Here is a 25,175-nt window from a genome sequence, read left to right as displayed (position 1 = left end):
AGCAGCCTAGTACCCGGGTACGACATCGACGGCGCTGCGCAGGGCCGTCGTGGCCGGGCCCGCGCCCAGCGCGAGCGCCGCGCGCAGATCGGCGCCGGTGTCCACGTCCTGGCGCACCGAGTCCACCCGCGCCAGCAGGATTTCGGCCGCCCCGGACGCCGAATGGGCGGCCCGCGACGGTCCGCCGAAAGCCGGGGCCAAATCCGTGCCCGGCCCGGCCGAAAGAAATGTCGTGCCGATTCCGGCCGCATCGGCCAGAAATGCGCGGGAAAATAGGGACGCGGCGTCCAGGACCCGGCCCAATTCCCCGGGACGCAGCGCGGGCAGATCGGCGTTCAGCGCGGCGACCGCGGCATCCGGGCGCGCCCGGCGCACCGCGTACGCGCCGTGCGCGAGGGCGGCGTTGAGGCCCGCGCCCGGGCGGTCGGCGACGATCCGGGCGCCCAGGGAGGCCAGCTCCGCGCCCGCCAGCGGATCGTCCGTGACGACCGCCACATCCCGTACCGCAGGGCAGGCCAGCGCGGCCGAAACGGTGTCCAGGGCGAACGCCAGCGCGAGCCGCGGGCGCAGCGCCGCGCCCACGGCCGCGGCGAGCCTGCTCTTGGCCAGTGCCAGCGGCTTCAGCGGTACGACGAGGGACCAGCGGGCGGTCGATGCGGTGTTCGTGGCGTCCCCTTCGTCCTCGGGCCTGGCCGGCGCTACGGCACTGGACAGGACGAGGCTCATTGTCACCCGGCCAGGAGCGGGCGCGGCACGGGCGGGGCGTACGGTGTTCTCGACAGACCGGAGGGCCGGGGCGACACTTGCTCCCTGCGCAAGTCGCGCAGTGGTCGACAGTGGTCTGTCCTAGAGGAAGGTGCTCCGAGTGTCCCGCCGCAGAATCGGCTTCTGGTACCGCCTTGCGGCGGTCATCGCCAAACCTCCACTGGTGGTGCTTTTCAAGCGGGACTGGCACGGAATGGAGAACATTCCGGCGGAGGGCGGTTTTATCACCGCCATCAACCACAACTCGTATCTCGACATGTTCTCCTACGGGCACTTCCAGTACAACACCGGACGAGTGCCCCGATTCCTCGCCAAGGCCGCCCTCTTCAAGGCGCCGGGTGTCGGACTGCTGCTGCGCGGCACGGGCCAGATTCCCGTCTACCGCGAGTCCACCAACGCGTTCGGCGCCTTCCGCGCCGCCGTCGACGCCGTCGAGCGCGGTGAATGCGTCGCGTTCTACCCCGAGGGCACCCTCACCCGCGACCCCGGCATGTGGCCGATGACCGCCAAGACCGGCGTCGCGCGCGCGGCCCTGCAGACCAAGGCGCCGGTCATCCCGGTCGCCCAGTGGGGCGCCAACTTGGCGATGCCGCCGTACGCCAAGGAGAAGAAGGTCCGCCTCTTCCCCCGCAAGACCCTCCAGGTGCAGGCCGGTCCGCCGGTCGACCTCGCGCGCTTCTACGACAAGGAGCCCACCCCCGAGGTGCTGCGCGAGGCGACCGAGGCCATCATGGCCGCGATCACCCGCCAACTGGAGGAGATCCGCGGCGAGAGCGCGCCCGCGAAGACGTACGATCCGCGCGAAGTCCGCGCGCAGCAGCGCCGCAAGGCCGCCGGGGAGGGCACCAAGTGACGCACGCCGCCACCAAGGCAGCAGTATTCGGAACCGGCTCCTGGGGTACGGCGTTCGCCATGGTCCTCGCCGACGCGGGCTGCGAGGTGACCCTGTGGGGCCGCCGCCCCGAACTCGCCGAGGCCGTCAACACCACCCGGACCAACCCGGACTACCTGCCGGGCATCGAACTGCCCGCGGGCGTACGGGCGACGACGGACGCGGCCGAGGCCGCCGAGGGCGCCGACTTCACCGTGCTCGCCGTGCCGTCGCAGACGCTGCGCGCCAACCTCGCCGCCTGGACGCCGCTGCTCGCGCCCGACACCGTCCTCGTCTCGCTGATGAAGGGCGTCGAACTCGGCACCGCCAAGCGGATGAGCGAGGTGATCGAGGAGGTCGCCAAGGTCACCCCCGACCGCGTCGCCGTCGTCACCGGCCCCAACCTCGCCAAGGAGATCGCCCAGCGCCGGCCCGCCGCCGCCGTGGTCGCCTGCCGCGACGAGGCCGTGGCCCAGCGCCTCCAGGCCGCCTGCCACACCCCGTACTTCCGCCCGTACACCAACACCGACGTCGTCGGCTGTGAACTCGGCGGCGCGGTCAAGAACGTGATCGGGCTCGCCGTCGGCATCGCCGACGGCATGGGCCTGGGCGACAACGCCAAGGGCTCGCTCATCACCCGGGGCCTCGCCGAGACCACCCGGCTCGGCCTCGCGATGGGCGCCGACCCGCTGACGTTCTCCGGTCTCGCGGGCCTCGGCGACCTCGTCGCCACCTGCTCCTCGCCGCTCTCGCGCAACCACACCTTCGGCACCAACCTCGGCAAGGGCATGACCCTTGAGGAGACCATCGCGGTCACCAAGCAGACCGCCGAGGGCGTCAAGTCCTGTGAGTCCGTGCTGGATCTGGCCCGCCGGCACGGGGTGGACATGCCCATCACCGAGACCGTCGTCGGCATCGTCCACGAGGGCAAGCCGCCGGTGGTCGCGCTCAAGGAGCTGATGTCGCGCAGCGCCAAGGCCGAGCGGCGCTGAAGTGCGCGAGGGGAGCGGGTACGCTCAACGCGATATGAGCAGCGAGAACCTCCCCCAGAGCCCTGAAACGAGCACCGAGCAGCCCCGCAAGCCGCGGGTGGCCGTCGTGTTCGGCGGCCGCAGCTCCGAGCACGGCATCTCGGTCGTCACCGCCGGTGCCGTGCTGCGCGCCATCGACCGGACGAAGTACGACGTGCTGCCCATCGGCATCACGACGGACGGCCGCTGGGCGCTCACCGCCGACGAGCCCGAGCGGATGGCGATCGCCGACCGCAAGGTGCCCAGCGTCGCCGAGCTCGCCGAGTCCGCCGACGGCGGCGTCGTGCTCCCCGTGGACCCGGGCAGCCGCGAGGTGGTCTACAGCGAGCCCGGCCAGGTCCCCAAGGCCCTGGGCGAGGTCGACGTCGTCTTCCCCGTGCTCCACGGCCCCTACGGCGAGGACGGCACCCTCCAGGGCCTCCTGGAGCTCTCCGGCATCCCCTACGTCGGCGCGGGCGTGCTCGCCTCGGCCGTCGGCCAGGACAAGGAGTACATGAAGCGCGTCTTCACCTCGTTCGGGCTGCCCGTCGGCCCGTACCTGGTGGTCCGGCCGCGCGAGTGGGAGCAGGACGAGCAGGGCGCCCGCAAGCGGATCGCCGCGTTCGCCGGTGAGCACGGCTGGCCGCTGTTCATCAAGCCGTCCCGGGCCGGCTCCTCCTTCGGCATCACCAAGGTCGACTCCTTCGAGGGCCTGGACGAGGCCATCGAGGAGGCCCGCCGCCACGACCCCAAGTTCCTGGTCGAGGCGCTGCTGCGGGGCCGCGAGATCGAGTGCGGCGTCCTGGAGTTCGAGGACGGCCCGCGCGCGAGCGTGCCCGCCGAGATCCCGCCGGTCACCGCGCACGACTTCTACGACTTCGAGGCGAAGTACATCGACTCGGCGGACGGGATCGTGCCCGCGCCGATCGGCGCCGAGGCCACCGCCGAGGTGCGCCGGCTCGCGGTCGACGCCTTCGAGGCCGCGTCCTGCGAGGGGCTCGTCCGGGCGGACTTCTTCCTCCAGGAGAACGGCGAGTTCGTCATCAACGAGATCAACACGATGCCGGGCTTCACCCCGATCTCCATGTACCCGCGCATGTGGGAGGCCACGGGCGTCGACTACGCGGAACTGGTGGACCGCCTGATCCAGGCGGCCCTGAGGCGCAGGACAGGCCTTCGGTAGCAGGATCCCAGCGGCTACAGGCTCTCCGGGACCGTCTTCTTGATCGGCCCGGAGAGCCCCGTGAGCCACCCGATATCCCCGGCCGGCTTGCCGCCGCCCGTGGGCATCGTCACTTCCACGTACGCCTTGCGATAGGTCGTCGTGAACCGGAAGCCGCCCTTGAGCTGCTCCAGGAGCCAGTTCACGCCGTCCACGGTGACCCCGTCCGCCTCGGGATCGCTCATCTTCTCCGGCCGGTCGATCCCGCAGCGCAGTACGATCCCGTCGTCACCCCACCCGGCGGTCAGCTCCGACGCCGGGCTGGGATCATTCCGCTTGAGCCCGTCGAGCTTCTGGGGCAGCGCCTTGTGCAGCGCGCCGCAGAGCGCGGCGGTGGCCTTCGGCGGACTGGGAACCGTGATCGTCGCCTTCGCGTCCGTGGAGGAGCAGCCCGCGGCGGCCAGCACGACCAGGGCGGCTGCGGGCAGGAGGAGGGACCGGCGGCGAGAGGAAGTCACTGGCCAAGGGTAAGCGGGGGCTACAGATGAACCACCGGGCAGGTCAGGGTGCGGGTGATCCCGTCCACCTGCTGGACCTTGGCGACCACCATGCGGCCCAGCTCGTCGACCGTGTCCGCCTGGGCCCGCACGATCACGTCGTACGGCCCGGTGACGTCCTCGGCCTGGATCACCCCCGGAATCTTTGCGATGGTCTCGGCGACTGTCGACGCCTTGCCCACCTCGGTCTGGATGAGGATGTACGCCTGTACCACGGAACCTCCAGGGCGGCCACGAGGATCATGTCCCCTCCCTACGGCGGGGAGGCCCAAGGGGGGAAGAAAGAGACGCCACGGTATCGCGTCGCCGTGCGCCCGGGGGAGTCCCGCGCAGGCGCGGACGCTCGCACATCCGCGTGCGCGGAGCAGAAGTTGACGTATGTGTTGACGGTACCCACCGAGGTGACGGCTCGCGACCGCGAGCGCGCCGGGTACCGAGGGGTACGAGGATGAGAGGTGGCACGGTGAAAGGCACTGTGGGCGAGTTGGGGGAGTTCGGGCTCATCAGGGAGCTGACCTCCCGGCTCACCTCGACCCCCGCGGTCCGGATCGGGCCCGGCGACGACGCCGCGGTCGTGACCGCACCCGACCGCAGGGTGGTGGCGAGCACGGACATCCTCCTGGAGGGCCGCCATTTCCGCCGCGACTGGTCGACCGCGTACGACGTGGGCCGCAAGGCCGCCGCTCAGAACTTGGCCGATATCGCCGCCATGGGAGCCGTGCCGACCGCCCTGCTGCTCGGGCTCGTCGTGCCCGCCGAGCTCCCGGCGACCTGGCCCATCGAGCTGATGGACGGGATCCGCGACGAGTGCCAGGTCGCGGGGGCGGCCGTGGTCGGCGGCGACGTCGTGCGCGGCGACACCATCACCGTCGCGATCACCGCGCTCGGCGATCTGCGCAACCACGAGCCGGTCACCCGGGGCGGCGCCCAGCCCGGCGACGTGGTCGCGGTCACCGGCTGGCTCGGCTGGTCCGCCGCGGGCTACGCGGTCCTCTCGCGCGGCTTCCGCTCGCCGCGCGCCTTCGTGGAGGCCCACCGCCGCCCCGAGCCGCCGTACCACGCGGGCCCCGCCGCCGCCGGACTCGGCGCGACCGCCATGACGGACGTCAGCGACGGCCTGGTCGCCGACCTCGGGCACATCGCGGAGGCCAGCAAGGTCCGTATCGACCTGCGCTCGGGCCTCATCGACATCCCCACGCAGATGAACGACATCGGCCAGGCGGTCGGCGTCGACCCGCTCCAGTGGGTCCTGACCGGGGGAGAGGACCACGCGATCGTGGCGACCTTCCCGCCGGACGTGAAGCTGCCCGCCCGCTGGAAGGTCATCGGCGAGGTCCTGAACCCGTCGGCGCTGCCCCAGGTCACGGTCGACGGCGCCCCCTGGACCGCCAAGGGCGGCTGGGACCACTTCGGGGACGCGGAGTGACTCCCGCGCGCGTGCTCACCGTCGCCGGGTCCGACTCCGGCGGCGGCGCGGGCATCCAGGCCGACCTCAAGACGATGCTGGCCCTCGGCGTCCACGGGATGAGCGTGATCACCGCGGTGACCGCGCAGAACTCGCTGGGCGTCCAGGGCGCCTGGGAACTGCCCGTCGAGGCGGTACGGGCCCAGTACCGCTCGGTCGTCGACGACATCGGCGTCCAGGCCGTGAAGACGGGGATGCTCTCGTCGGCCGCGCTGGTGGAGGCGGTGGCGGAGCTGCTGTCCGGCACGGACGCGCCGGTCGTCGTGGACCCGGTGGGGATCTCCAAGCACGGGGACTCCTTGCTCGCCGCCGAGGCGCTGGATTCCGTACGCAAGCGGCTGCTGCCGACCGCGACCGTGGCCACGCCCAACCTCGACGAAGTGGCGCAGCTCACCGGCGTACGGGTCGAGGACGAGGCCGGGATGCGGCGCGCGGCCGAGGCGATCCTCGCCTTCGGCCCCCGCTGGGCCCTGATCAAGGGCGGCCACCTGGCGGACTCGACCTCGCCGCAGGCGGTCGACCTCCTCACCGACGGCTCCGACGAGCACTGGCTCCGCACCCCGCGCCTGGACAACCGCCACACGCACGGCACGGGCTGCACCCTGGCCTCCGCCCTGGCCTCGGGCCTCGCGAAGGGCCTCACGGTCCCGGAGGCGGCGGTGGAAGCGAAGGAGTACGTGACGGGGGCGATCGGGGCGGGATTCAAGCTGGGGGGCGGGATCGGCCCGGTGGATCACGGTTGGCGGTTCAGGACCTAGCCGCCCCCACGCGCGTACGGGCACGACAAAAAGCCGGTCCACCGAGGTGGACCGGCTTTTTGGGCAACCGGAAGGGCTGCGCTACGACGAAACGTCGGCGTTAGCGCGAGACCTTGCCGGCCTTGATGCACGAGGTGCAGACGTTGAGCCGCTTCGGCGTCCGACCGACCACGGCACGCACACGCTGGATGTTCGGGTTCCAGCGACGAGACGTACGGCGGTGCGAGTGCGAAATGTTGTTGCCGAAGCCCGGCCCCTTGCCGCAGACGTCGCAGTTGGCAGCCACGGGTCACTCCAAAGACTTCAGATTTACAGTGAAATCCGGCGCACCGGAATCAGAGATCTGAAGTGGCTTGCCGGGGGAATGGCCCGACTCTCGCCGGGCAACCGAAGCAGCATACAACGGCTGCTCCTGAGATACGAAACTACCATGACGCCCGCCGCCCCCCACCCCGGGCCGGGTGGCCGCCCCGGGTCTAACCTGCCGCTAGCCCCAGCTCAGCAGCCCCAAGGAGGACACCAGGTGCCGCAGACACTCGACGCCGTCGCGGTACGGACCTGGTGCTCGCTCGCGCTGGCCGGGCTCGGCCGGGACCGCGAGGAGATCGACTCGGTCAACGTCTACCCGGTCGCCGACGGGGACACCGGCACCAACCTCTACCTGACCGTGGAATCCGCCCACCAGGCCGTCGAGGCGGTCTTCGCCGCGCACACCGGGGCGCCCGGGGCGGCCGACGTGATGCGGGCCATGGCCCACGGCGCCCTGATCGGCGCCCGGGGCAACTCGGGCACGATCCTGTCGCAGCTGCTGCGCGGCATGGCCGAGGTCCTGGCCCGGCCCGGAGCGGACCTCGCCGCGGCCCTGGCCCGCGCCGCCGAGGCCGCGTACGAGGCGGTCGCGCACCCGGTGGAGGGCACGGTGCTCACCGTCGCCACCGCCGCCGCCAAGGCGGCCCGGGACGTGTCCGGCGACGCCGCCGCCGTGGCCAGGGCGGCCTTCGACGGGGCCGGAGCGGCCCTGGAGGCCACTCCGGGGCAGCTGGAGGTGCTCGGCAGGGCCGGAGTCGTGGACGCGGGCGGCTGGGGCCTGGTGACGGTCCTGGGGGCGCTGGCGCAGGCACTGTCCGGCGAGGCCCCGGCCGTACGGCACGAGACGCATCCGCACCTCGACGCGCACGCCTGCCCGGCCGACCCCGCCGAGGAGTCCGGGCCCGCCTTCGAGGTGATCTACCTCCTGGACGCGGACGACGAGGCCGTGGCCCGGCTGCGGACCCGGCTCGACGCACTGGGCGACTCCCTGGTGGTCGTCGGCGGCGACGGGCTGTGGAACGTCCACGTACACGTGGACGACGCGGGCGCGGCCGTCGAGGCCGGCGTCGAGGCCGGGCGGCCGCACCGGATCCGCATCACGCACTTCGGGACCCCGCCCGAGCCGCGCGAGCGGGTCCAGCGGGCCGTCGTCGCGGTCGTCCCCGGGGAGGGCCTGGCCGGACTCTGCGCCGAGGCCGGGGCGAACGCGGTGCTGGCCCGGCCGGGGGAAGCCCCGGCCAGCGGTGAACTCGTCGACGCGATCCGCCGCGCCCACGCGCGCGAGGTCGTGCTGCTGCCCAACGACGCCGACCTGCGCCACACTGCGGCCGCCGCCGTGGAACAGGCGCGGGCCGAGGGCGTACGGGTCGCGCTCATCCCGACCCGCTCCCCGGTCCAGGGCATCGCCGCGCTCGCGGTGCACGCGCCCGAGCGCCGCTTCGACGAGGACGTGGTCGCGATGACCGCGGCGGCGGGCGCCACCCGGTACGCCGAACTCGCCGTCGCCGAGCGGCAGTCCTGGACCACCGCGGGGATCTGCCAGGCCGGGGACATCCTCGGCCTCATCGACGGCGACGTGGCGGTGATCGGCCAGGACCTGGCGGCCACGGCGGCGGCGGTCCTGGACCGGATGCTGGCGGCGGGCGGCGAACTGGTCACCCTGGTGCTGGCCGCCGACACCCCGCCGGACCTGGCACCGGGCCTGGAGGCCCACGTACGGGAGACGCATCTGGCGGTGGACACCGTGGTCTACGAAGGCGGCCACCAGGGCGCTCCGCTGCTGATCGGCGTGGAGTAGCGCCACCGGCCCGAGCGCGTGAGTCATCCACAGGCGGCCAGGGGTTCCTGCGCGATGTCGGTGGTGTGGTGTGCAATGGATCGCGTGCCTGCGCTCGATGAACCTTTGAAGAAGCTGCTCGGCGGACCCACCGCGAAGGTGATGGCCGAGCAGCTCGACCTGCACACGGTCGGCGACCTCCTCCACCACTACCCCCGGCGGTACGAGGAGCGCGGCCAGCTGACCAAGCTCGCCGAGCTGCCCCTCGACGAGGACGTCACGGTGGTCGCGCAGGTCGCCGACGCGCGCGTGCACACGTTCAACGGCGGTCGCGGCCAGCGTCTGGAGATCACCATCACGGACGGCAGCGGCCGCCTCCAGCTGGTGTTCTTCGGGCGCGGCATCCACAAGCCGCACAAGGAGCTGCTGCCCGGCAGCCGCGCGATGTTCGCGGGCAAGGTGTCGATGTTCAACCGCCGCCTCCAGCTGGCCCACCCCACGTACGCGAAGCTGGGCGCCGACAGCGACGAGGACGGCGAGACGGTCGACTCGTGGGCGGGCGCACTGATCCCGATCTACCCCGCCTGCAAGGGACTTGAGTCCTGGAAGATCGCCAAGGCGGTCGACGCGGTGCTGCCCAGCGCCCAGGAGGCCGTCGACCCGCTGCCCGAGTCCCTGCGCGAGGGCCGGGGTTTCGTGCCGCTGCCCGAGGCGCTGCTCAAGGTCCACCGCCCGCACAGCAAGGACGACGTCGAGGACGCGCGGCAGCGGCTGAAGTGGGACGAGGCGTTCGTCCTCCAGGTGGCGCTGGCGCGGCGGCGGTACGCGGACGCCCAACTCCCGGCCGTTGCACGGCGACCCGCGCCCGGCGGCCTGCTCGACGCCTTCGACGCCAAGCTGCCGTTCACGCTCACCGACGGCCAGCAGAACGTCTCGAAGGAGATCTTCGACGACCTGGCGACCGAGCACCCCATGCACCGCCTCCTCCAGGGCGAGGTCGGTTCGGGCAAGACCATGGTCGCCCTGCGCGCGATGCTCGCCGTGGTCGACTCCGGGGGCCAGGCCGCGATGCTCGCCCCCACCGAGGTCCTCGCCCAGCAGCACCACCGCTCCATCACCGAGATGATGGGCGAGCTCGCCGAAGGCGGCATGCTCGGCGGCTCCGACCTCGGCACCAAGGTCGTGCTGCTCACCGGCTCCATGGGCATGCCCGCCCGCCGCCAGGCGCTGCTCGACCTGGTGACGGGCGAGGCGGGGATCGTGATCGGCACGCACGCGCTGATCGAGGACAAGGTGCAGTTCCACGATCTGGGCCTGGTCGTGGTCGACGAGCAGCACCGCTTCGGCGTCGAGCAGCGCGACGCCCTGCGCGGCAAGGGGAAGCAGCCGCCGCACCTGCTGGTCATGACGGCGACGCCGATCCCGCGCACGGTCGCCATGACCGTCTTCGGCGACCTGGAGACATCGGTCCTGGACCAACTGCCCGCCGGGCGCTCGCCGATCGCCAGCCATGTGGTCCCGGCGCAGGACAAGCCACACTTCCTGGCCCGCGCCTGGGAGCGGGTGCGCGAGGAGGTCGGCAAGGGTCATCAGGCGTACGTGGTGTGTCCGCGCATCGGTGATGACGAGGACGAGAAGAAGGCGGGCAAGAAGAAGTCCGCCGAGGACGAGGCCGAGAAGCGGCCGCCGCTCGCCGTGCTCGACATCGCCGACCAGCTCACCAAGGGCCCGCTCCAGGGCCTGCGGATCGAGGTGCTGCATGGTCGGATGCAGCCGGACGACAAGGACGACGTGATGCGCCGGTTCGCTGCCGGCGAGGTCGATGTGCTGGTCGCCACCACCGTCATCGAGGTCGGCGTCAACGTCCCCAACGCCACCGCGATGGTGATCATGGACGCGGACCGGTTCGGCGTCTCGCAGCTGCACCAGCTGCGCGGCCGCGTCGGGCGCGGCTCGGCCCCGGGCCTGTGTCTGCTGGTCACCGAGATGCCCGAGGCGAGCGCGGCCAGGGCCCGGCTCGGCGCGGTGGCCGCCACGCTCGACGGCTTCGAGCTCTCCCGGATCGACCTCGAACAGCGCCGCGAGGGCGATGTGCTCGGCCAGGCCCAGTCGGGCGTGCGCTCCTCGCTGCGGATGCTCGCGGTCATCGAGGACGAGGAGGTCATCGCGGCGGCCCGGGAGGAGGCGGTGGCGGTGGTGAGCCAGGACCCGGACCTGGAAAACCTGCCGGCGCTGCGCACCGCGCTGGACGCGCTGCTTGACAAGGACCGGGAGCAGTACCTGGACAAGGGCTGACAGGGGCGCGCGGGCGGCGTCCGCGCCGGGTTCTGAGAAACTGGGGGACACCAGTGACGTACGTACACCGACAAGGATTCAGATGACCCGCGTGATCGCCGGCCGGGCCGGCGGACGCCGCCTGGCCGTACCGCCGGGCAACGGCACCCGCCCCACCTCCGACCGGGCGCGCGAGGGCCTCTTCTCCACCTGGGAGGCGCTGCTCGGCACCCTGGAGGGCACCCGGGTCGCCGATCTGTACGCCGGGTCGGGCGCGGTGGGCCTGGAAGCGCTGTCCCGGGGCGCCTCGCACGCGCTGCTCGTGGAGACGGATGCCCGGGCCGTGAAGACCGTCCGCGAGAACGTGCGCGTACTGGGCCTTCCGGGCGCCGAGGTACGTAATGGAAAAGCAGAGCAAATCGTCGCGGGCCCGGCTCCCGAAACCCCGTATGACGTGGTCTTTCTCGACCCGCCGTATGCCGTCACGGATGATGATCTTCGCGAGATCCTGCTCACACTCGCCTCTGGGGGCTGGCTCGCGGAGGAGTGCCTGGTCACCGTGGAGCGCAGCACCAGAGGCGGGGAATTCGGCTGGCCGCAGGGGTTCGAGCCGCTGCGGGCCCGTCGTTACGGCGAGGGCACGCTTTGGTACGGTCGCGCCGCCTCTACGTGCGAAGACGCACCATGACCGGGAGCGAGGGACTTCAGTTGCGCCGAGCCGTCTGTCCGGGGTCGTACGACCCCGTCACCAATGGACACCTCGACATCATCGCCCGTGCCTCCAGGCTGTACGACGTGGTGCATGTCGTCGTGATGATCAACCAGGCCAAGAAGGGCCTGTTCACCGTCGAGGAGCGGCTCGACCTGCTCCGCGAGGTCACCGCCGACTACGGGAACGTCGAGGTCGAGTCCTTCCACGGCCTTCTCGTCGACTTCTGCAAGCAGCGGGACATCCCGGCCATCGTGAAGGGGCTCCGCGCGGTCAGCGACTTCGACTACGAGCTCCAGATGGCCCAGATGAACAACGGGCTCTCGGGCGTCGAGACCCTGTTCGTGCCGACCAACCCGACGTACAGCTTCCTGTCGTCGTCGCTGGTCAAGGAGGTCGCGGCGTGGGGCGGCGACGTCTCGCACCTGCTGCCCGCGACCGTGCAGCAGGCGCTGGTCGCGAAGATCGCCGAGCAGCGCTGAGCTGACTGCCCGTCAGCTGGTGTCGGGCGGGGTCCGACTGGCCTTACAGTCGTCCCGTCCGTCTCCCAACCAGTCGTAGAGAGTGGCGAGCACACGGTGGACGTGCAGAAGAAGCTGGACGAGATCGTCGGCGCCGTCTCCGGCGCCCGCTCCATGCCGATGTCGGCCTCGTGCGTGGTCAACCGCGCCGAACTGCTCGCGCTCCTCGAAGAGGTGCGCAAGGCACTGCCCGGCTCGCTCGCGCAGGCCCAGGAGCTCATCGGCGGCCGCGAGCAGATGGTCGAGCAGGCACGCCAGGAGGCCGAGCGGATCATCGAGTCCGCGCACGCCCAGCGCGGCACGCTGATCTCCGACACGGCCGTCGCCCGGCAGTCCCAGGACGAGGCCGACCGGATCCTCGCCGAGGCCAAGCGCGAGGCCGACGAGATCCGCGCCGAGGCCGACAACTACGTCGACTCCAAGCTGGCCAACTTCGAAGTGGTCCTCACCAAGACCATCGGCTCGGTCGACCGCGGCCGCGAGAAGCTGCTCGGCCGGGGCCCCGGCCTCGACGAGCAGGGGCAGTCGGACGAGGACGCGCCCGAGTACAGCGCGGACCCGCAGACGCTCATCGCGCGGGCCGACGAGTACGTGGACGCCAAGCTCGGCGCGTTCGAGGCCGTGCTCGCCAAAACGCTGGAGGCCGTCGGGCGCGGCCGTGAGACGCTGCACGGCCGGATCGCCTCCGATGAGCTGGGCGCGCACATGGCCGCGCAGGACGCCGCCGGGGCGCTCGGGCAGCACACCAGTGACGCGGACTATCTGGCCGGGCTCGCCGAGCTGGCCGACCCCGCGCCGCGTGCCGCCGAGCCGCAGCAGGTTCAGGTGCCCGCGCAGGTGTACGACCCGTACGGCTATGCGCAGGCGCAGCCCCAGCAGGATCCGTACGCCGTCGCGGGTGACGGCTCGGCCGGGTACGCCACGCCGTACGCGGCGCAGACGCATCAGCAGTACGGGCAGTACGGCTACGACCAGCAGGTGCCGCAGCAGGATCCGTACGGGTACGACCAGTCGGCGTATGTGCAGCAGCATGGTCAGCCGCACATTCCGCAGCCCGCGCATCCGCAGCAGGGTGCGCTGGACGAGACCAGCCTTTTCGACACGAGCATGATCGATCTGGAGCAGCTGCGGCAGTACGAGCAGGGCCGGTAGACGCTGTTTTTCGGGTGCGGGCCGTCTGTGGCTTGTCGCGCGGTTCCCCGCGCCCCTAGGTCGACACGGTCACGGCACGTCCACAGGCTCGCCGGGGTGGATTGGGCCAATCGGCGGCCGTCCAGTATCCTGGCTCTTCGGTCGCGCGTACGTCCGCGATCACCGCTGCCCGCGCAGCGCCGCACCCCACGGCGACGCCCGGCGGCCACCCTCCACGATCCGAAAGCGGGAAGAACCCTGAGCACGCACCTCGACCACCGCAACCCTCTCGTGTTCGACACACACGAGCTGGGCCGGCGTCCTGGTGCCCTGCAGCGGATCTCCCGCACGGTCGAGGCGCCCAAGGATCTCGGGATCCAGGACGTCCTGGGAGTGCCCGAGGGCGCGCCCGTGGAGATCGAGCTCCGCCTGGAGTCGGTCATGGAAGGGGTGCTTGTCACAGGCACCGCCCGTGCATCGGCCGAGGGTGAGTGCGTAAGGTGTCTGGAGCCGCTGGAGCTTGCGCTCGACGCGGACTTCCAGGAGTTGTTCTCGTACCCTGACGCCGACGACCGGGGCCGCAGCAAGCAGGCGGAGCCGGCCGACGACGCCGAGGACGAGGACATCATCCCGCTTGAGGACGGACTCTTCGACCTTGAGCCGGTGCTGCGTGATGCGGTGGTGCTCGCACTGCCGATGCAGCCGGTGTGCCGGGAGACGTGTCTCGGCCTGTGTTCCACCTGTGGATTCAGGCTTGAGGACGACCCCGACCACCACCATGACGCCGTCGACATCCGTTGGGCGGCACTGCAAGGACTCGCCGGGACCATCCAGGACGGCGAGAAGGACAACATGAGCGGCGCCGATTCGGGCGTCGACGAGAAGCAGGAGAAGTAGCCGTGGCTGTTCCGAAGCGGAAGATGTCGCGCAGCAACACGCGCCACCGCCGGTCGCAGTGGAAGGCTGCGGTCCCCACCCTGGTTTCGTGCGAGCGTTGCCAGGAGCCGAAGCAGCAGCACATCGCGTGCCCGAGCTGCGGCACCTACAACAAGCGCCAGGTCCTCGAGGTCTGAGCGGCTGGTGAGAGGCCCGATGTCTGATCTGTCGAATGCCGGCGCCAAGAAGGCGGGCACCAGCGACAACAACTCGGCCTCGTCCCACACGCTTCTGGAAGGGCGGCTCGGGTATCACCTTGAGTCCGCCCTTCTGGTGCGTGCGCTGACCCACCGGTCGTACGCGTACGAGAACGGCGGTCTGCCGACCAACGAACGGCTTGAGTTCCTCGGGGACTCGGTGCTCGGTCTGGTCGTCACGGACACGCTGTACCGCACCCACCCGGACCTCCCGGAAGGCCAGTTGGCCAAGCTCCGGGCCGCGGTGGTCAACTCTCGTGCGCTGGCGCAGGTGGGCCGCGGGCTCGACCTCGGCTCCTTCATCCGGCTCGGCCGGGGCGAAGAGGGCACGGGCGGCCGGGACAAGGCGTCCATCCTCGCCGACACCCTTGAAGCGGTGATCGGCGCGGTGTATCTGGACCAGGGCCTGGAGGCGGCTTCCGAGCTCGTCCACCGGCTCTTCGACCCCCTGATCGAGAAGTCCTCGAACCTCGGGGCCGGACTGGACTGGAAGACCAGCCTCCAGGAGCTGACCGCGGCCGAAGGCCTCGGTGTTCCGGAGTACCTGGTCTCCGAGACGGGTCCCGACCACGAGAAGACCTTTACTGCTGCCGCCCGCGTCGGTGGTGTCTCGTACGGCACCGGCACCGGCCGCAGCAAGAAGGAAGCGGAGCAGCAGGCCGCCGAATCGGCTTGGCTCGCGATTCGCGCGTCCGCCGACGAGCGGATCGCGAAGGCGAAGGCGGCGGCCGAGGCCCCCGCCACCGAGCAGGACGGCGGGACGCCGACCCCCGCCGCCGACCCGGCCGCCTGAACCGTTTTCTTCAGCCCCGCCCGCGCGAGCTTCGTGCGGGCGGGGATTTTTTATGCCCGCCGTTGTGGGCAGGCGTGCCGCAGGGCGGAACGGGTGGGCACAACGGCCCACGGTCCGCAGACGAACAGGGGGCCAGGGCGCAGCCCGGGGTCACGAGCGGGATACGCTGCGAGCAACCCCGTAAATCCGCCCCTCCGGAGGAGCCCCGTGCCCGAGCTGCCCGAGGTCGAAGTCGTGCGCAGGGGGCTCGAACGCTGGGTCGCCGGGCGGACCGTCGCGAGCGTCGACGTCCTGCACCCCCGGGCCGTGCGACGGCACCCCGCCGGCGGGGAGGACTTCGCGGCCCGGCTCAAGGGCCACCGCATCGGCGTCGCGCGCCGCCGCGGCAAGTACCTGTGGCTGCCGCTCGAAGACACCGACCAGTCCGTGCTCGGACACCTCGGCATGAGCGGGCAACTGCTCGTACAGCCCGAGAGCGCGCCCGACGAGAAGCACTTGCGGATCCGCGTCCGGTTCCAGGACGACGCGGGAACCGAGCTGCGCTTCGTCGACCAGCGCACCTTCGGCGGGCTCTCGCTGCACGACAACACCCCCGACGGCCTGCCCGACGTCATCGCCCACATCGCGCGCGACCCGCTCGACGAACTCTTCGACGACGACGCCTTCTTCACCGCCCTGCGCCTGCGGCGCACGACCGTCAAGCGCGCGCTGCTCGACCAGTCCCTCATCAGCGGCGTCGGCAACATCTACGCCGACGAGGCGCTGTGGCGCGCCAAGTTGCACTACGAGCGCCCCACTTCGACCCTCACACGCCCCAAGTCCGCCGAACTCCTCGGCCACGTACGGGATGTGATGAACGCGGCGCTCGCCGTCGGCGGCACCAGCTTCGACAGCCTCTACGTCAATGTGAACGGGGAGTCGGGGTACTTCGACCGGTCGCTCGACGCGTACGGGCGCGAGGGCGAGCCGTGCCACCGGTGCGGCACCCCGATGCGCCGGCGCCCGTGGATGAACCGCTCCAGTTACTTCTGCCCGCGCTGTCAGCGCGCGCCGCGCGCCGTGTCGTAACTCTCGCGCGCCGCAAGGACCGTGGGCATCCGGTCCTCCATGAAGTGGATCAGGCCGACGAGCCGTTCGGCGACCTCGCGGCCGAGCGGGGTCAGACTGTAGTCGACACGCGGCGGATTGGTCGGCTGCGCGTCGCGGTGGACGAGCCCGTCGCGCTCAAGCGCGTGCAGCGTCTGGGAGAGCATCTTCTCGCTGACGCCGTCGACCCGGCGCCGCAGCTCGTTGAAGCGGAAGCCGCCCTCGTACAGCGCGCCCAGCGTGAGACTGCCCCAGCGTCCGGTGACATGCTCAAGCGTGCCCCGGGACGGGCACGCCTTGGAGAACACGTCGAAGGGCAGGTCGGCGGGCGCGGTGACGGTCTCGGTGGCGGTCTCTTCCATGACCGCCACCGTACTCCGATGCAGTGCTAACCAAAAGTTAGCGCTGCATCCCAGGGGGCAGCGGACTCAGAAGCCGAAGTCCTGCGTCCACCACGGGCCGCCCTCGCCGAAGTGCACTCCGACGCCCAGCGTCTTGTAATCAGGGTTCAGGATGTTCGCGCGGTGGCCGGGGCTGTTCATCCACGCCTCCATGACCGCCTTGGCGTCCGCCTGGCCGCGCGCGATGTTCTCGCCGCCCAGGTTGCCGATGCCCGCCTTCGCGGCGCGGTCCCAGGGGCTCTTGCCGTCCGGGTCGGTGTGGTCGAAGAAGCCGCGCGCCGCCATCTCGTCGCTGAACGCGGTGGCCAGCGCCGCCAGCGAGCCGTCGGCCTTCAGCGGGTTGAGACCGGCCTGCTCGCGCTGCTGGTTGACGAGCGAGACGACCGTGGCGGCCGCAGCCGCCTCGGCGGTCGGGGCCTTGGCCTGCCGCTGCTCGGGCAGCACCGTGACCTTCGGCGCGTGCGTGACCGGAGCCTCGGTCTTGGGCGCGACCGGCGCCGACTTCTGCTCCGACGGGGTCGCGGAGGCCGACGGCGTCCTGCTCGGCGCGGAGGCCGAGGGGGAGGTGAGGGGCGCGTGGGTGCTCGGCGAAGTGGTGGCCGGCGTCGCCGAGGGGGCCGCGCTGGTCGGCTTGACCGCCTCGCCGCCCTGCTGGCGCAGATCGGACGTGCCGTCCGCCTGGACATGCTTGTCGGCGCTGCTGCCACCGTTCAGCGCGAACGTGGAGCCGCCCGGCAGCAGGCCCGAGGCTATGGCGACGGCGCCCACGGCGACGGCTGCGGACGCGCCGAGCAGACCGGTGCGCACGGGCACCACGGGCCGCTTCTTACGGCGCGCGGCACCCTGGGGCGTACTTCCCGTGCCCTGCGCGTGGTCTTCGGCGGCGGGCGCGGGGGCGGAGCGACGATGGCGTCCCATCTGCGGACCTTCCCTCATGGCTGCGGTGCTGTTCTCGTGCCTGAGCCCCCGGCGCCCGGTTGCCTTCAGAGGCGGCTGGGTCTAGTCCGAATGGGTGAGGCTCATTGCGTCGGGACTGTACGCCATGGCGCGAGAGGGTGAAGTGCTCCGTGTGCAATTGGCCGGTTAGCGTGCAGCCATGAACGAAGATGCACGGCTCGTCGCGTGGGTACGCGGCCGAGTACAGGGAGTGGGCTTCCGCTGGTTCACCAGGGCAAACGCTTTGGAGATCGGCGGCCTCGTCGGATTCGCGCTCAATCTCGACGACGGCAGGGTGCAGGTGGTGGCCGAGGGTCCACGTGAGAATTGCCACCGTTTGCTGGAGTGGCTTCGCAGTGACGACACACCCGGCAAGGTCACGGGCGTCACCGAGATCTGGGGCGCGCCGCGCGGCGGCTACGACACCTTCGCGATCCGCTAGGGCGCGCCCGCCCCGACCGGCGGGCCCCGGCGCCCCTACTCATGAGTCCGTTCCGTCCGCACGCCCCTGACCTCGTAGGACTTCGTTGTTGCCATTCCGGTTCAGGCGTGCAAGGCTGCGAACGTAAGGATGATCTCCACGCCCCCAGGGCTCCGAGGAGAGGCCGCGCCCGAGTGCTTCCGGGCCGAACGGCCCCCGGATTGCCCGCCGATACGGGGCGTGATCGTGTTGACCGTCAAACTTTTTGGTGAGACGCTGGAAGCCCCGCGCACCTTAGCTGTTTGGCATGAAGAACCCCCGTCAAGTCCAAGCACCGCGGGTGCGATTCCCTCACGACCCACACCGCTTCGGTCGGTCACTCAGTGTGGAGGACCATCCATCATGGCAAAGGCGCTTCTCGGTTACGTCGGCGGCTCCGACCCGCGACTCCTCGCCGAGATGCGACGGCTCCAGCAGCGTGTCCAGGACCTTGAGTCCGAGCTCGTACGGATCCAGTCCGAGAAGGACGCGCTGTCCGCTGCCGTTGCTTCGCACCACGGAGACTCGCTGCTCGAAGGCATCGACATCGACGTACCCCAGGCGGAGCCTGCGCTCACCTGATCCGGGCCGTACCCCGAAGGCCCGCAGGGTGAGGAACACTCTCCCGAGATAGATATGCAAGGGACGCTTTGGCGTCCCTTCTTTCTTGTCGCTCGCCGTTGCCACGCGCTGCTCGTCGGTGACGCACGCTCGCGCTCGGGGACCGTGGTTGATCTGTTCACGTCTGATCTGCCCCTGGTTCCCGGTGGTGAAACCGCCGTGACCGCGCCTTCCCGGTGCTTCGCTGCGGGCGGAGAGTAGAGTCCGACGGCGTGCACCTCAAGGCCCTGACCCTGCGCGGGTTCAAATCCTTCGCTTCCGCGACGACATTGAAGTTCGAACCGGGCATCACCTGTGTCGTGGGACCGAACGGCTCCGGCAAGTCCAATGTGGTGGACGCTTTGTCGTGGGTCATGGGCGAGCAGGGCGCCAAGTCGCTGCGCGGCGGCAAGATGGAGGACGTCATCTTCGCCGGGACCACCGGCCGTCCGCCGCTGGGCCGCGCCGAGGTCTCCCTCACCATCGACAACTCCGACGGCGCGCTGCCCATCGAGTACGCCGAAGTCACCATCACCCGGATCATGTTCCGGGGCGGCAGCAGCGAGTACCAGATCAACGGTGACACGTGTCGCCTGCTCGACATCCAGGAGCTGCTCTCCGACTCCGGCATCGGGCGCGAGATGCACGTCATCGTCGGGCAGGGCCAGCTCGACTCGGTGCTGCACGCCGACCCGATGGGCCGCCGCGCGTTCATCGAGGAGGCCGCGGGCGTCCTCAAGCACCGCAAGCGCAAGGAGAAGGCGCTGCGCAAGCTGGACGCGATGCAGGCCAACCTCGCGCGCGTGCAGGACCTCACCGAGGAGCTGCGCCGCCAGCTCAAGCCGCTCGGCCGGCAGGCGGCCGTCGCCCGCCGGGCCGCCGTCATCCAGGCCGATCTGCGCGACGCCCGGCTGCGGTTGCTCGCCGACGACCTCGTGACGATGCGGGAGGCGCTGCGCGGAGAGATCGAGGACGAGGCGGAGCTCAAGCGCCGCAAGGAGAGCGCCGAAGCCGAGCTGAAGGCCGCCCTCGCGCGCGAGGCGGAGCTTGAGGACGAGGTCCGCCGCCTCGCGCCCCGGCTGCAGAACGCCCAGCAGACCTGGTACGAGCTCTCCCGGCTCGCCGAGCGGGTGCGCGGCACCGTCTCGCTCGCCGACGCGCGCGTGAAGAGCGCCACCGCCCAGCCGCCCGAGGAGCGCCGGGGCCGCGACCCCGAGGACATGGAGCGCGAGGCCGCCCGGATCCGCGAGCAGGAGGCGGAGCTGGAGGCGGCCCGCGAGGCGGCCGACCGGGCCCTGGAGGACACCGCGTCCCACCGCGCCGACCTTGAGCGGGAACTCGCGCTGGAGGAACGGCGTTTGAAGGATGTGGCCCGGGCCATCGCCGACCGGCGCGAGGGGTTGGCCCGGCTGCACGGACAGGTCAACGCGGCGCGGAGCAGGGCGGGTTCGGCGCAGGCGGAGATCGACCGGCTGGCGGCCGCGCGCGACGAGGCGGGCGAGCGGGCGGCGCTGGCGCAGGAGGAGTACGAGACGCTGAAGGCCGAGGTGGACGGCCTGGACGCGGACGACCATGAGCTGGCCGAGGCGCACGACGGCGCCAAGCGGGAGCTCGCGGGCGCCGAGGCGGCCCTGGGCGCCGCCCGCGAGGCGGTCACGGCCGCCGAGAGGAAACGTGCCGCCGTGGCCGCCCGCCATGACGCGCTCGCCCTCGGCCTGCGCCGCAAGGACGGCACGGGCGCGCTGCTCGCCGCGAAGGACTCGCTGACCGGGCTGCTCGGGCCCGCCGCCGCGCTGCTCACCGTCGCGCCCGGCCATGAGGTCGCGGTCGCGGCGGCGCTGGGCGCTGCCGCCGACGCGCTCGCGGTGTCGGGGCCCGCCACCGCAGCCGAAGCGATTCGCCTGCTGCGCAAGCAGGACGCCGGGCGGGCCGCGCTGCTTGTGGGCGGGCTGGTGGGGGTGGAGGAGCCCGTTCCCGTACGTTCGGGAGGTCCGCCGCTGGCGGCCGATCTCGTACGGGGGCCCGAGGAGTTGCTGCCCGCAGTGCGCAGACTGCTGCGCGGCGTCGTGGTCGTGGGCACCCTGGAGGACGCCGAGGACCTCGTCTACGCGCAGCCGGGGCTCACCGCCGTCACCGCCGAGGGCGATCTGCTGGGGGCGCACTTCGCGCAGGGCGGGTCCGCCGGTGCGCCGAGCCTGCTCGAAGTACAGGCGTCCGTCGACGAGGCCGCCAAGGAACTTGCCGAACTGGCCGTGCAGTGCGAGGAGTTGGCGGCAGCCGAGCAGTCGGCGAAGGACGTACGTACGCACTGCGCGGCGCGTGTCGAGGAGCTGGGGGAGCGGCGCCGGGCCGCCGAGAAGGAGAAGGCGTCCGTCGCCCAGCAGCTCGGGCGGCTCGCCGGGCAGGCGCGGGGTGCTGCGGGCGAGGCCGAGCGCACCGCAGCGGCCGCCGCCCGCGCACAGGAGGCGCTGGAGAAGGCCACCGAGGAGGCCGAGGAGCTCGCCGAGCGGCTGCTGGTGGCCGAGGAAATGCCCGTGGAGGAAGAGCCCGACACCTCGGTACGGGACCGGCTCGCCGCCGACGGGGCCAACGCGCGCCAGACCGAGATGGAGGCGCGCCTCCAGCTGCGTACGCACGAGGAGCGGGTCAAGGGCCTGGCCGGGCGGGCCGACGCGCTCGACCGGGGCGCACGCGCCGAGCGCGAGGCGCGCGCCCGGGCCGAGGAGCGGCGCGCCCGGCTGCGCCACGAGGCGGAGGTGGCCGGGGCCGTGGCGGCGGGCGCGCGCACCCTGCTCGCCCACGTCGAGGTCTCCGTCGTCCGGGCCGAGCGGGAGCGGGCCGCCGCCGAGGCCGCGAAGGCCGCCCGCGAGCAGGATCTGGCGGCCGCCCGGGCCACGGGCCGCGACCTCAAGGGCGAGCTCGACAAGTTGACGGATTCGGTTCATCGCGGCGAGGTACTCGGCGCCGAGAAGCGGATGCGGATCGAGCAACTGGAGACCAAGGCGCTGGAGGAGCTGGGGGTCGAGCCGGCCGGGCTCGTCGCTGAGTACGGGCCCGACCAGCCTGTGCCCCCGTCGCCGCCCGCCGAGGGAGAGGAGCTGCCCGAGGACCCGGACCACCCGCGCAACCGGCCCCGGCCCTTCGACCGGGCCGACCAGGAGAAGCGGCTCAAGTCAGCCGAACGGGCGTATCAGCAGCTGGGGAAGGTCAACCCGCTCGCGCTTGAGGAGTTCGCGGCGCTGGAGGAGCGGCATCAGTTCCTCTCCGAGCAGCTGGCCGACCTGAAGAAGACGCGCGCCGACCTTCTTCAGGTGGTGAAGGAGGTGGACGAACGCGTAGAGCAGGTCTTCAGCGAGGCGTACCGGGACACCGCCCGGGAGTTCGAAGGCGTCTTCGCGCGCCTGTTCCCGGGCGGCGAGGGGCGGCTGATCCTCACCGACCCGGACAACATGCTGGCCACCGGCGTGGACGTCGAGGCGCGCCCGCCCGGCAAGAAGGTCAAGCGCCTGTCGCTGCTCTCGGGCGGCGAGCGCTCGCTGACGGCCGTGGCGCTGCTCGTCTCCATCTTCAAGGCCCGGCCGAGCCCGTTCTATGTGATGGACGAGGTCGAGGCGGCGCTCGACGACACCAACCTCCAGCGGCTGATCCGGATCATGCAGGAGCTCCAGGAGTCCTCGCAGCTGATCGTGATCACGCACCAGAAGCGGACGATGGAGGTCGCGGACGCGCTGTACGGCGTATCGATGCAGGGAGACGGCGTCTCCAAGGTCATCAGCCAGCGCCTTCGCTGAGCTCTTCAAGATCACCCATCAAGATCATTTCAAGTCTTGAACTATCGGCCCTAAAAACTTCGTCCGAAGTCACAGTAAACAACCTCTTGACTTCGAAACTTGAAGGCATAGTCTCTGCAACGTTGCTTTTACCTTCAAGTGGTGGGTGACCCGAAGTTGTGCGCCACTTGAAGTGCCCCCAACGCCCGGCGACGCTGCCGGGCGGCCCCAGGAGTACACGTGACCAGCACTACGCGCCCACCGGCCTCGGGAGCCCGCACGGCACACCCCGAGCACCTCGGCCATGTCATCTTCATCGCGGCGGCCGCCGCCATGGGCGGTTTCCTGTTCGGCTACGACAGTGCCGTGATCAACGGTGCCGTCGAGGCCATCCGGGGCCGTTACGACATCGGGTCCGCGGCCCTCGCCCAGGTCATCGCGATCGCCCTGATCGGCTGCGCCGTCGGCGCAGCCACGGCGGGCCGCATCGCCGACCGCATCGGCCGCATCCGCTGTATGCAGATCGCGTCCGTGCTGTTCACGATCAGCGCCGTCGGCTCGGCGCTGCCGTTCGCCCTGTGGGACCTGGCGTTCTGGCGCATCATCGGCGGCTTCGCCATCGGCATGGCGTCGGTCATCGGCCCCGCCTACATCGCCGAGGTCGCCCCCGCCGCGTACCGCGGTCGCCTGGGCTCCTTCCAGCAGGCCGCCATCGTCATCGGCATCGCGATCTCGCAGCTGGTCAACTGGGGCATCCTCAACGCCGCGGGCGGCGACCAGCGCGGCAAGCTGATGGGCCTCGAGGCCTGGCAGGTCATGCTCGGCGTGATGGTCATCCCGGCCGTCCTCTACGGTCTGCTCTCCTTCGCGATCCCCGAGTCGCCGCGCTTTCTGATCTCCGCGGGCCGCGACGCGCGCGCCCGTGAGGTGCTCAAGGAGGTCGAGGGCGACGAGATCGACCTCGACGCCCGGGTCGCCGAGATCGAGCACGCCATGAAGAGCGAGCACAAGTCGACCTTCAAGGACCTGCTCGGCGGCGGCTTCTTCTTCAAGCCGATCGTCTGGGTCGGTATCGGCCTCTCGGTCTTCCAGCAGTTCGTCGGCATCAACGTCGCGTTCTACTACTCCTCGACGCTGTGGCAGTCGGTGGGCGTCGACCCCTCGCAGTCGTTCTTCTACTCGTTCACCACGTCGATCATCAACATCATCGGCACCGTGATCGCGATGATCTTCGTCGACCGGATCGGCCGCCGCCCGCTGGCGCTCATCGGCTCCGTCGGCATGGCCATCGGTCTCGCCCTGGAGGCCTGGGCGTTCTCGTACGACCTCGTCGACGGCAAGCTACCGGGCACCCAGGGCTGGGTCGCCCTGATCGCCGCCCATGTCTTCGTGCTCTTCTTCGCCCTGTCCTGGGGCGTCGTGGTGTGGGTCTTCCTCGGCGAGATGTTCCCGAACAAGATCCGTGCCGCCGCCCTCGGCGTCGCCGCCTCCGCGCAGTGGATCGCCAACTGGGCCATCACCGCGAGCTTCCCGTCGCTGGCCGACTGGAACCTGTCCGCGACCTACGTGATCTACACGATCTTCGCCGCCCTCTCGATCCCCTTCGTGCTGAAGTACGTGAAGGAGACCAAGGGCAAGGCGTTGGAGGAGATGGGCTAATCCCCGCTGCCCCTCTCTCCTCGAACGACGTACTGCCCCGGCTCAGCCTTTGAGCCGGGGCAGTACGTCGTTCGTGAACAGGCGAAGGCTGCGCCAGCCCTCCTCCGGCGGCATCCCGCCGCACAGCGGATGCAGGACCAGGCTGTCGGCGCCCAGAGCCGCGCACTCGTCCGGGGTCACCACCCGGTAGACGCCCTCGGCGCGCAGCTCCTCGACCGTGCCGGCCGCCGAACGCACCGCCGAGCGGATGTCCTTGGACTGCCAGGACGCGTACGTCCGCGCCTCGTGCAGGAAGTGCTCGCCGTACTTCGCCCAGGTGCGGTCGGGGTCCTCGCTGAGGTGGAGCAGCGGCGTGTGCTCGCCGGGCATCATCGTCCAGCCCTCCGTGCCGTGCGCCGCCAACTGCTCGCGGTAGTACGCATCGAGCTCCGGCAGATGCGCGCTCGGGAAGAACGGCAGACCGAGCCGGGCCGCGCGCCGTGCCGCCGCCCTGGACGAGCCGCCGACCAGCAGCATGGGGTGCGGCTGGGTGAAGGGGCGCGGGGTGACCCGCACCGTACGGCCCTCGTGCTGGAACGGCTCGCCCGTCCACGCCTTCAACAGGGTGTCCAGGAGCCGGTCCTGGAGCTCGCCGCGCCTGTTCCACTCGACGCCCGCCCGCTCGTACTCCTCGGGCCGGTAGCCGATCCCCGCCACCGTCACCAGGCGCCCGCCGCTCAGCAGATCGAGTACGGCGATGTCCTCGGCGAGCCGCAGCGGGTCGTACAGCGGCCCGATGATCGCGGAGACCGTGACCGCGATCCGGTGCGTGGCGCCCAGGACCGCGCCCGCGAAGGTGAACGGCGAGGGCAGCCAGCCGTTGCCGGTGCCGTGGTGCTCCTCGGTCTGGACGGTGTCGACGCCGTGCTCGTCGGCGTACGCGGCCATCTCCACGGCGGCCCGGTAGCGGGCCGAGCGGGACTCGGGCGGCTCGTGCGGGGCCACCAGGTTCATCCGGACGACCGTGAACGGCATGGCAAGTCCCCCTC

The 25,175-nt window shown here is 71.2% G+C and carries 25 protein-coding genes; 18 read left to right on the top strand and 7 right to left on the bottom strand.

Annotated features, from left to right (window positions below; genetic code table 11):
* Nucleotides 1–6: 6 nt before the first annotated feature.
* Complete coding sequence (gene cofC / locus ACT1U9_RS07915; protein WP_444537652.1) at nucleotides 7–726, bottom strand: 2-phospho-L-lactate guanylyltransferase; 720 nt, start codon at nucleotides 724–726, stop codon at nucleotides 7–9.
* A gap of 139 nt (nucleotides 727–865) precedes the next feature.
* Here cofC and ACT1U9_RS07910 point away from each other — a divergent pair, with 139 nt between their 5' ends.
* Genes ACT1U9_RS07910 through ACT1U9_RS07900 form a run of 3 tightly spaced genes read left to right on the top strand, consistent with a single transcriptional unit; the run spans nucleotide 866 to nucleotide 3,829 of the window.
* Nucleotides 866–1,618 (top strand): lysophospholipid acyltransferase family protein, encoded by a 753-nt coding sequence (locus ACT1U9_RS07910; RefSeq protein ID WP_444537651.1) that lies wholly within the window; start codon nucleotides 866–868, stop codon nucleotides 1,616–1,618.
* Complete coding sequence (locus ACT1U9_RS07905) at nucleotides 1,615–2,628, top strand: NAD(P)H-dependent glycerol-3-phosphate dehydrogenase (protein WP_444537650.1); 1,014 nt, start codon at nucleotides 1,615–1,617, stop codon at nucleotides 2,626–2,628. The genes ACT1U9_RS07910 and ACT1U9_RS07905 overlap by 4 nt, the downstream gene beginning before the upstream one ends.
* Before the next feature lie 34 nt (nucleotides 2,629–2,662).
* The gene (locus ACT1U9_RS07900; protein ID WP_444537649.1) at nucleotides 2,663–3,829 is read left to right on the top strand and encodes a D-alanine--D-alanine ligase family protein; all 1,167 of its coding nucleotides are present in this window, start codon (nucleotides 2,663–2,665) and stop codon (nucleotides 3,827–3,829) included.
* 14 nt (nucleotides 3,830–3,843) lie between these two features.
* Here the strand turns inward: ACT1U9_RS07900 and ACT1U9_RS07895 are convergent, their stop codons facing one another.
* Both ACT1U9_RS07895 and ACT1U9_RS07890 read right to left on the bottom strand, forming a co-directional pair.
* Nucleotides 3,844–4,326: a DUF3515 domain-containing protein gene (locus ACT1U9_RS07895; protein WP_444537648.1), complete on the bottom strand. Its 483-nt coding sequence runs from the start codon at nucleotides 4,324–4,326 to the stop codon at nucleotides 3,844–3,846.
* 20 nt (nucleotides 4,327–4,346) lie between these two features.
* Complete coding sequence (locus ACT1U9_RS07890; RefSeq protein WP_064070330.1) at nucleotides 4,347–4,580, bottom strand: Lrp/AsnC family transcriptional regulator; 234 nt, start codon at nucleotides 4,578–4,580, stop codon at nucleotides 4,347–4,349.
* Nucleotides 4,581–4,828: 248 nt separating this feature from the next.
* On the opposite strand from ACT1U9_RS07890, the gene ACT1U9_RS07885 reads away from it, so the two are divergent.
* Both ACT1U9_RS07885 and thiD read left to right on the top strand, forming a co-directional pair.
* Nucleotides 4,829–5,791 (top strand): thiamine-phosphate kinase, encoded by a 963-nt coding sequence (locus ACT1U9_RS07885; RefSeq protein WP_188275280.1) that lies wholly within the window; start codon nucleotides 4,829–4,831, stop codon nucleotides 5,789–5,791.
* A complete protein-coding gene (gene thiD / locus ACT1U9_RS07880) occupies nucleotides 5,788–6,588 on the top strand; it encodes a bifunctional hydroxymethylpyrimidine kinase/phosphomethylpyrimidine kinase (protein ID WP_444537647.1) in 801 nt (266 codons plus the stop codon). Before ACT1U9_RS07885 ends, thiD begins: the two co-directional genes overlap by 4 nt.
* Nucleotides 6,589–6,688: 100 nt before the next feature.
* On the opposite strand, the gene rpmB is transcribed toward thiD, so the two are convergent.
* On the bottom strand, nucleotides 6,689–6,874 hold the full coding sequence (gene rpmB / locus ACT1U9_RS07875; RefSeq protein WP_003957616.1) for a 50S ribosomal protein L28: 186 nt from the start codon (nucleotides 6,872–6,874) through the stop codon (nucleotides 6,689–6,691).
* Nucleotides 6,875–7,111: 237 nt separating this feature from the next.
* Between rpmB and ACT1U9_RS07870 the strand changes: the two genes are divergently transcribed.
* The 9 genes from ACT1U9_RS07870 to mutM all read left to right on the top strand — a co-directional run bounded on the left by ACT1U9_RS07870 (nucleotide 7,112) and on the right by mutM (nucleotide 16,303).
* The gene (locus ACT1U9_RS07870) at nucleotides 7,112–8,695 is read left to right on the top strand and encodes a DAK2 domain-containing protein (RefSeq protein ID WP_444537646.1); all 1,584 of its coding nucleotides are present in this window, start codon (nucleotides 7,112–7,114) and stop codon (nucleotides 8,693–8,695) included.
* Nucleotides 8,696–8,770: 75 nt separating this feature from the next.
* On the top strand, nucleotides 8,771–10,969 hold the full coding sequence (gene recG, locus ACT1U9_RS07865) for an ATP-dependent DNA helicase RecG (protein ID WP_444537645.1): 2,199 nt from the start codon (nucleotides 8,771–8,773) through the stop codon (nucleotides 10,967–10,969).
* Between the two features lie 82 nt (nucleotides 10,970–11,051).
* Nucleotides 11,052–11,636, top strand: coding sequence for a 16S rRNA (guanine(966)-N(2))-methyltransferase RsmD (gene rsmD, locus ACT1U9_RS07860; RefSeq protein ID WP_444537644.1), 585 nt, complete (start codon nucleotides 11,052–11,054; stop codon nucleotides 11,634–11,636).
* Nucleotides 11,637–11,656: 20 nt separating this feature from the next.
* Nucleotides 11,657–12,139 (top strand): pantetheine-phosphate adenylyltransferase, encoded by a 483-nt coding sequence (gene coaD, locus ACT1U9_RS07855; RefSeq protein ID WP_444539038.1) that lies wholly within the window; start codon nucleotides 11,657–11,659, stop codon nucleotides 12,137–12,139.
* A 96-nt stretch (nucleotides 12,140–12,235) separates the two neighbouring features.
* Entirely contained in the window at nucleotides 12,236–13,330 is a 1,095-nt protein-coding gene (locus ACT1U9_RS07850; RefSeq protein WP_444537643.1) for a cell division initiation protein, read from the top strand.
* A gap of 237 nt (nucleotides 13,331–13,567) precedes the next feature.
* On the top strand, nucleotides 13,568–14,206 hold the full coding sequence (locus ACT1U9_RS07845) for a YceD family protein (RefSeq protein ID WP_444539037.1): 639 nt from the start codon (nucleotides 13,568–13,570) through the stop codon (nucleotides 14,204–14,206).
* Nucleotides 14,207–14,208: 2 nt separating this feature from the next.
* Nucleotides 14,209–14,382, top strand: coding sequence for a 50S ribosomal protein L32 (gene rpmF / locus ACT1U9_RS07840; RefSeq protein WP_026165248.1), 174 nt, complete (start codon nucleotides 14,209–14,211; stop codon nucleotides 14,380–14,382).
* 19 nt (nucleotides 14,383–14,401) lie between these two features.
* Entirely contained in the window at nucleotides 14,402–15,235 is an 834-nt protein-coding gene (gene rnc / locus ACT1U9_RS07835; protein WP_444537642.1) for a ribonuclease III, read from the top strand.
* A 207-nt stretch (nucleotides 15,236–15,442) separates the two neighbouring features.
* The gene (gene mutM / locus ACT1U9_RS07830) at nucleotides 15,443–16,303 is read left to right on the top strand and encodes a bifunctional DNA-formamidopyrimidine glycosylase/DNA-(apurinic or apyrimidinic site) lyase (RefSeq protein WP_444537641.1); all 861 of its coding nucleotides are present in this window, start codon (nucleotides 15,443–15,445) and stop codon (nucleotides 16,301–16,303) included.
* Here mutM and ACT1U9_RS07825 read toward each other — a convergent pair.
* On the bottom strand, nucleotides 16,276–16,683 hold the full coding sequence (locus ACT1U9_RS07825; RefSeq protein WP_444537640.1) for a winged helix-turn-helix transcriptional regulator: 408 nt from the start codon (nucleotides 16,681–16,683) through the stop codon (nucleotides 16,276–16,278). The genes mutM and ACT1U9_RS07825 overlap by 28 nt on opposite strands.
* 66 nt (nucleotides 16,684–16,749) lie before the next feature.
* Nucleotides 16,750–17,640: a CAP domain-containing protein gene (locus ACT1U9_RS07820; protein ID WP_444537639.1), complete on the bottom strand. Its 891-nt coding sequence runs from the start codon at nucleotides 17,638–17,640 to the stop codon at nucleotides 16,750–16,752.
* A 178-nt stretch (nucleotides 17,641–17,818) separates the two neighbouring features.
* Here ACT1U9_RS07820 and ACT1U9_RS07815 point away from each other — a divergent pair, with 178 nt between their 5' ends.
* From ACT1U9_RS07815 to ACT1U9_RS07800, 4 genes are all read left to right on the top strand, one after another.
* Entirely contained in the window at nucleotides 17,819–18,100 is a 282-nt protein-coding gene (locus ACT1U9_RS07815; protein WP_444537638.1) for an acylphosphatase, read from the top strand.
* 381 nt (nucleotides 18,101–18,481) lie between these two features.
* Nucleotides 18,482–18,700 (top strand): hypothetical protein, encoded by a 219-nt coding sequence (locus ACT1U9_RS07810; protein WP_188275291.1) that lies wholly within the window; start codon nucleotides 18,482–18,484, stop codon nucleotides 18,698–18,700.
* Between the two features lie 251 nt (nucleotides 18,701–18,951).
* Nucleotides 18,952–22,509, top strand: a complete 3,558-nt coding sequence (smc, locus tag ACT1U9_RS07805; protein WP_444537637.1) for a chromosome segregation protein SMC — start codon at nucleotides 18,952–18,954, stop codon at nucleotides 22,507–22,509.
* Nucleotides 22,510–22,728: 219 nt separating this feature from the next.
* Nucleotides 22,729–24,147 carry a sugar porter family MFS transporter gene (locus ACT1U9_RS07800; protein WP_444537636.1) on the top strand — a complete coding sequence of 473 codons (1,419 nt, stop codon included), beginning with the start codon at nucleotides 22,729–22,731 and terminating at the stop codon, nucleotides 24,145–24,147.
* A 42-nt stretch (nucleotides 24,148–24,189) separates the two neighbouring features.
* Here ACT1U9_RS07800 and ACT1U9_RS07795 read toward each other — a convergent pair whose 3' ends face one another.
* Complete coding sequence (locus tag ACT1U9_RS07795; RefSeq protein ID WP_444537635.1) at nucleotides 24,190–25,161, bottom strand: LLM class flavin-dependent oxidoreductase; 972 nt, start codon at nucleotides 25,159–25,161, stop codon at nucleotides 24,190–24,192.
* Nucleotides 25,162–25,175 lie beyond the last annotated feature (14 nt).

Origin of the sequence: Streptomyces sp. BR1 (assembly GCF_052373795.1) — a bacterium.
Classification (GTDB): Bacteria; Actinomycetota; Actinomycetes; order Streptomycetales; family Streptomycetaceae; genus Streptomyces.
Note: the sequence above shows the minus strand (reverse complement) of the source record. Positions and strands in the feature narration are given on the sequence as shown.

Coding starts and splice junctions, on each gene's coding strand:
- cofC (WP_444537652.1), bottom strand. CDS start 726: ATGAGCCTCGTCCTGTCCAGTGCCGTAGCGCCGGCCAGGCCCGAGGAC.
- ACT1U9_RS07795 (WP_444537635.1), bottom strand. CDS start 25,161: ATGCCGTTCACGGTCGTCCGGATGAACCTGGTGGCCCCGCACGAGCCG.
- ACT1U9_RS07815 (WP_444537638.1), top strand. CDS start 17,819: ATGAACGAAGATGCACGGCTCGTCGCGTGGGTACGCGGCCGAGTACAG.
- ACT1U9_RS07820 (WP_444537639.1), bottom strand. CDS start 17,640: ATGGGACGCCATCGTCGCTCCGCCCCCGCGCCCGCCGCCGAAGACCAC.
- rnc (WP_444537642.1), top strand. CDS start 14,402: ATGTCTGATCTGTCGAATGCCGGCGCCAAGAAGGCGGGCACCAGCGAC.
- ACT1U9_RS07825 (WP_444537640.1), bottom strand. CDS start 16,683: ATGGAAGAGACCGCCACCGAGACCGTCACCGCGCCCGCCGACCTGCCC.
- ACT1U9_RS07810 (WP_188275291.1), top strand. CDS start 18,482: ATGGCAAAGGCGCTTCTCGGTTACGTCGGCGGCTCCGACCCGCGACTC.
- ACT1U9_RS07900 (WP_444537649.1), top strand. CDS start 2,663: ATGAGCAGCGAGAACCTCCCCCAGAGCCCTGAAACGAGCACCGAGCAG.
- recG (WP_444537645.1), top strand. CDS start 8,771: ATGGATCGCGTGCCTGCGCTCGATGAACCTTTGAAGAAGCTGCTCGGC.
- rsmD (WP_444537644.1), top strand. CDS start 11,052: ATGACCCGCGTGATCGCCGGCCGGGCCGGCGGACGCCGCCTGGCCGTA.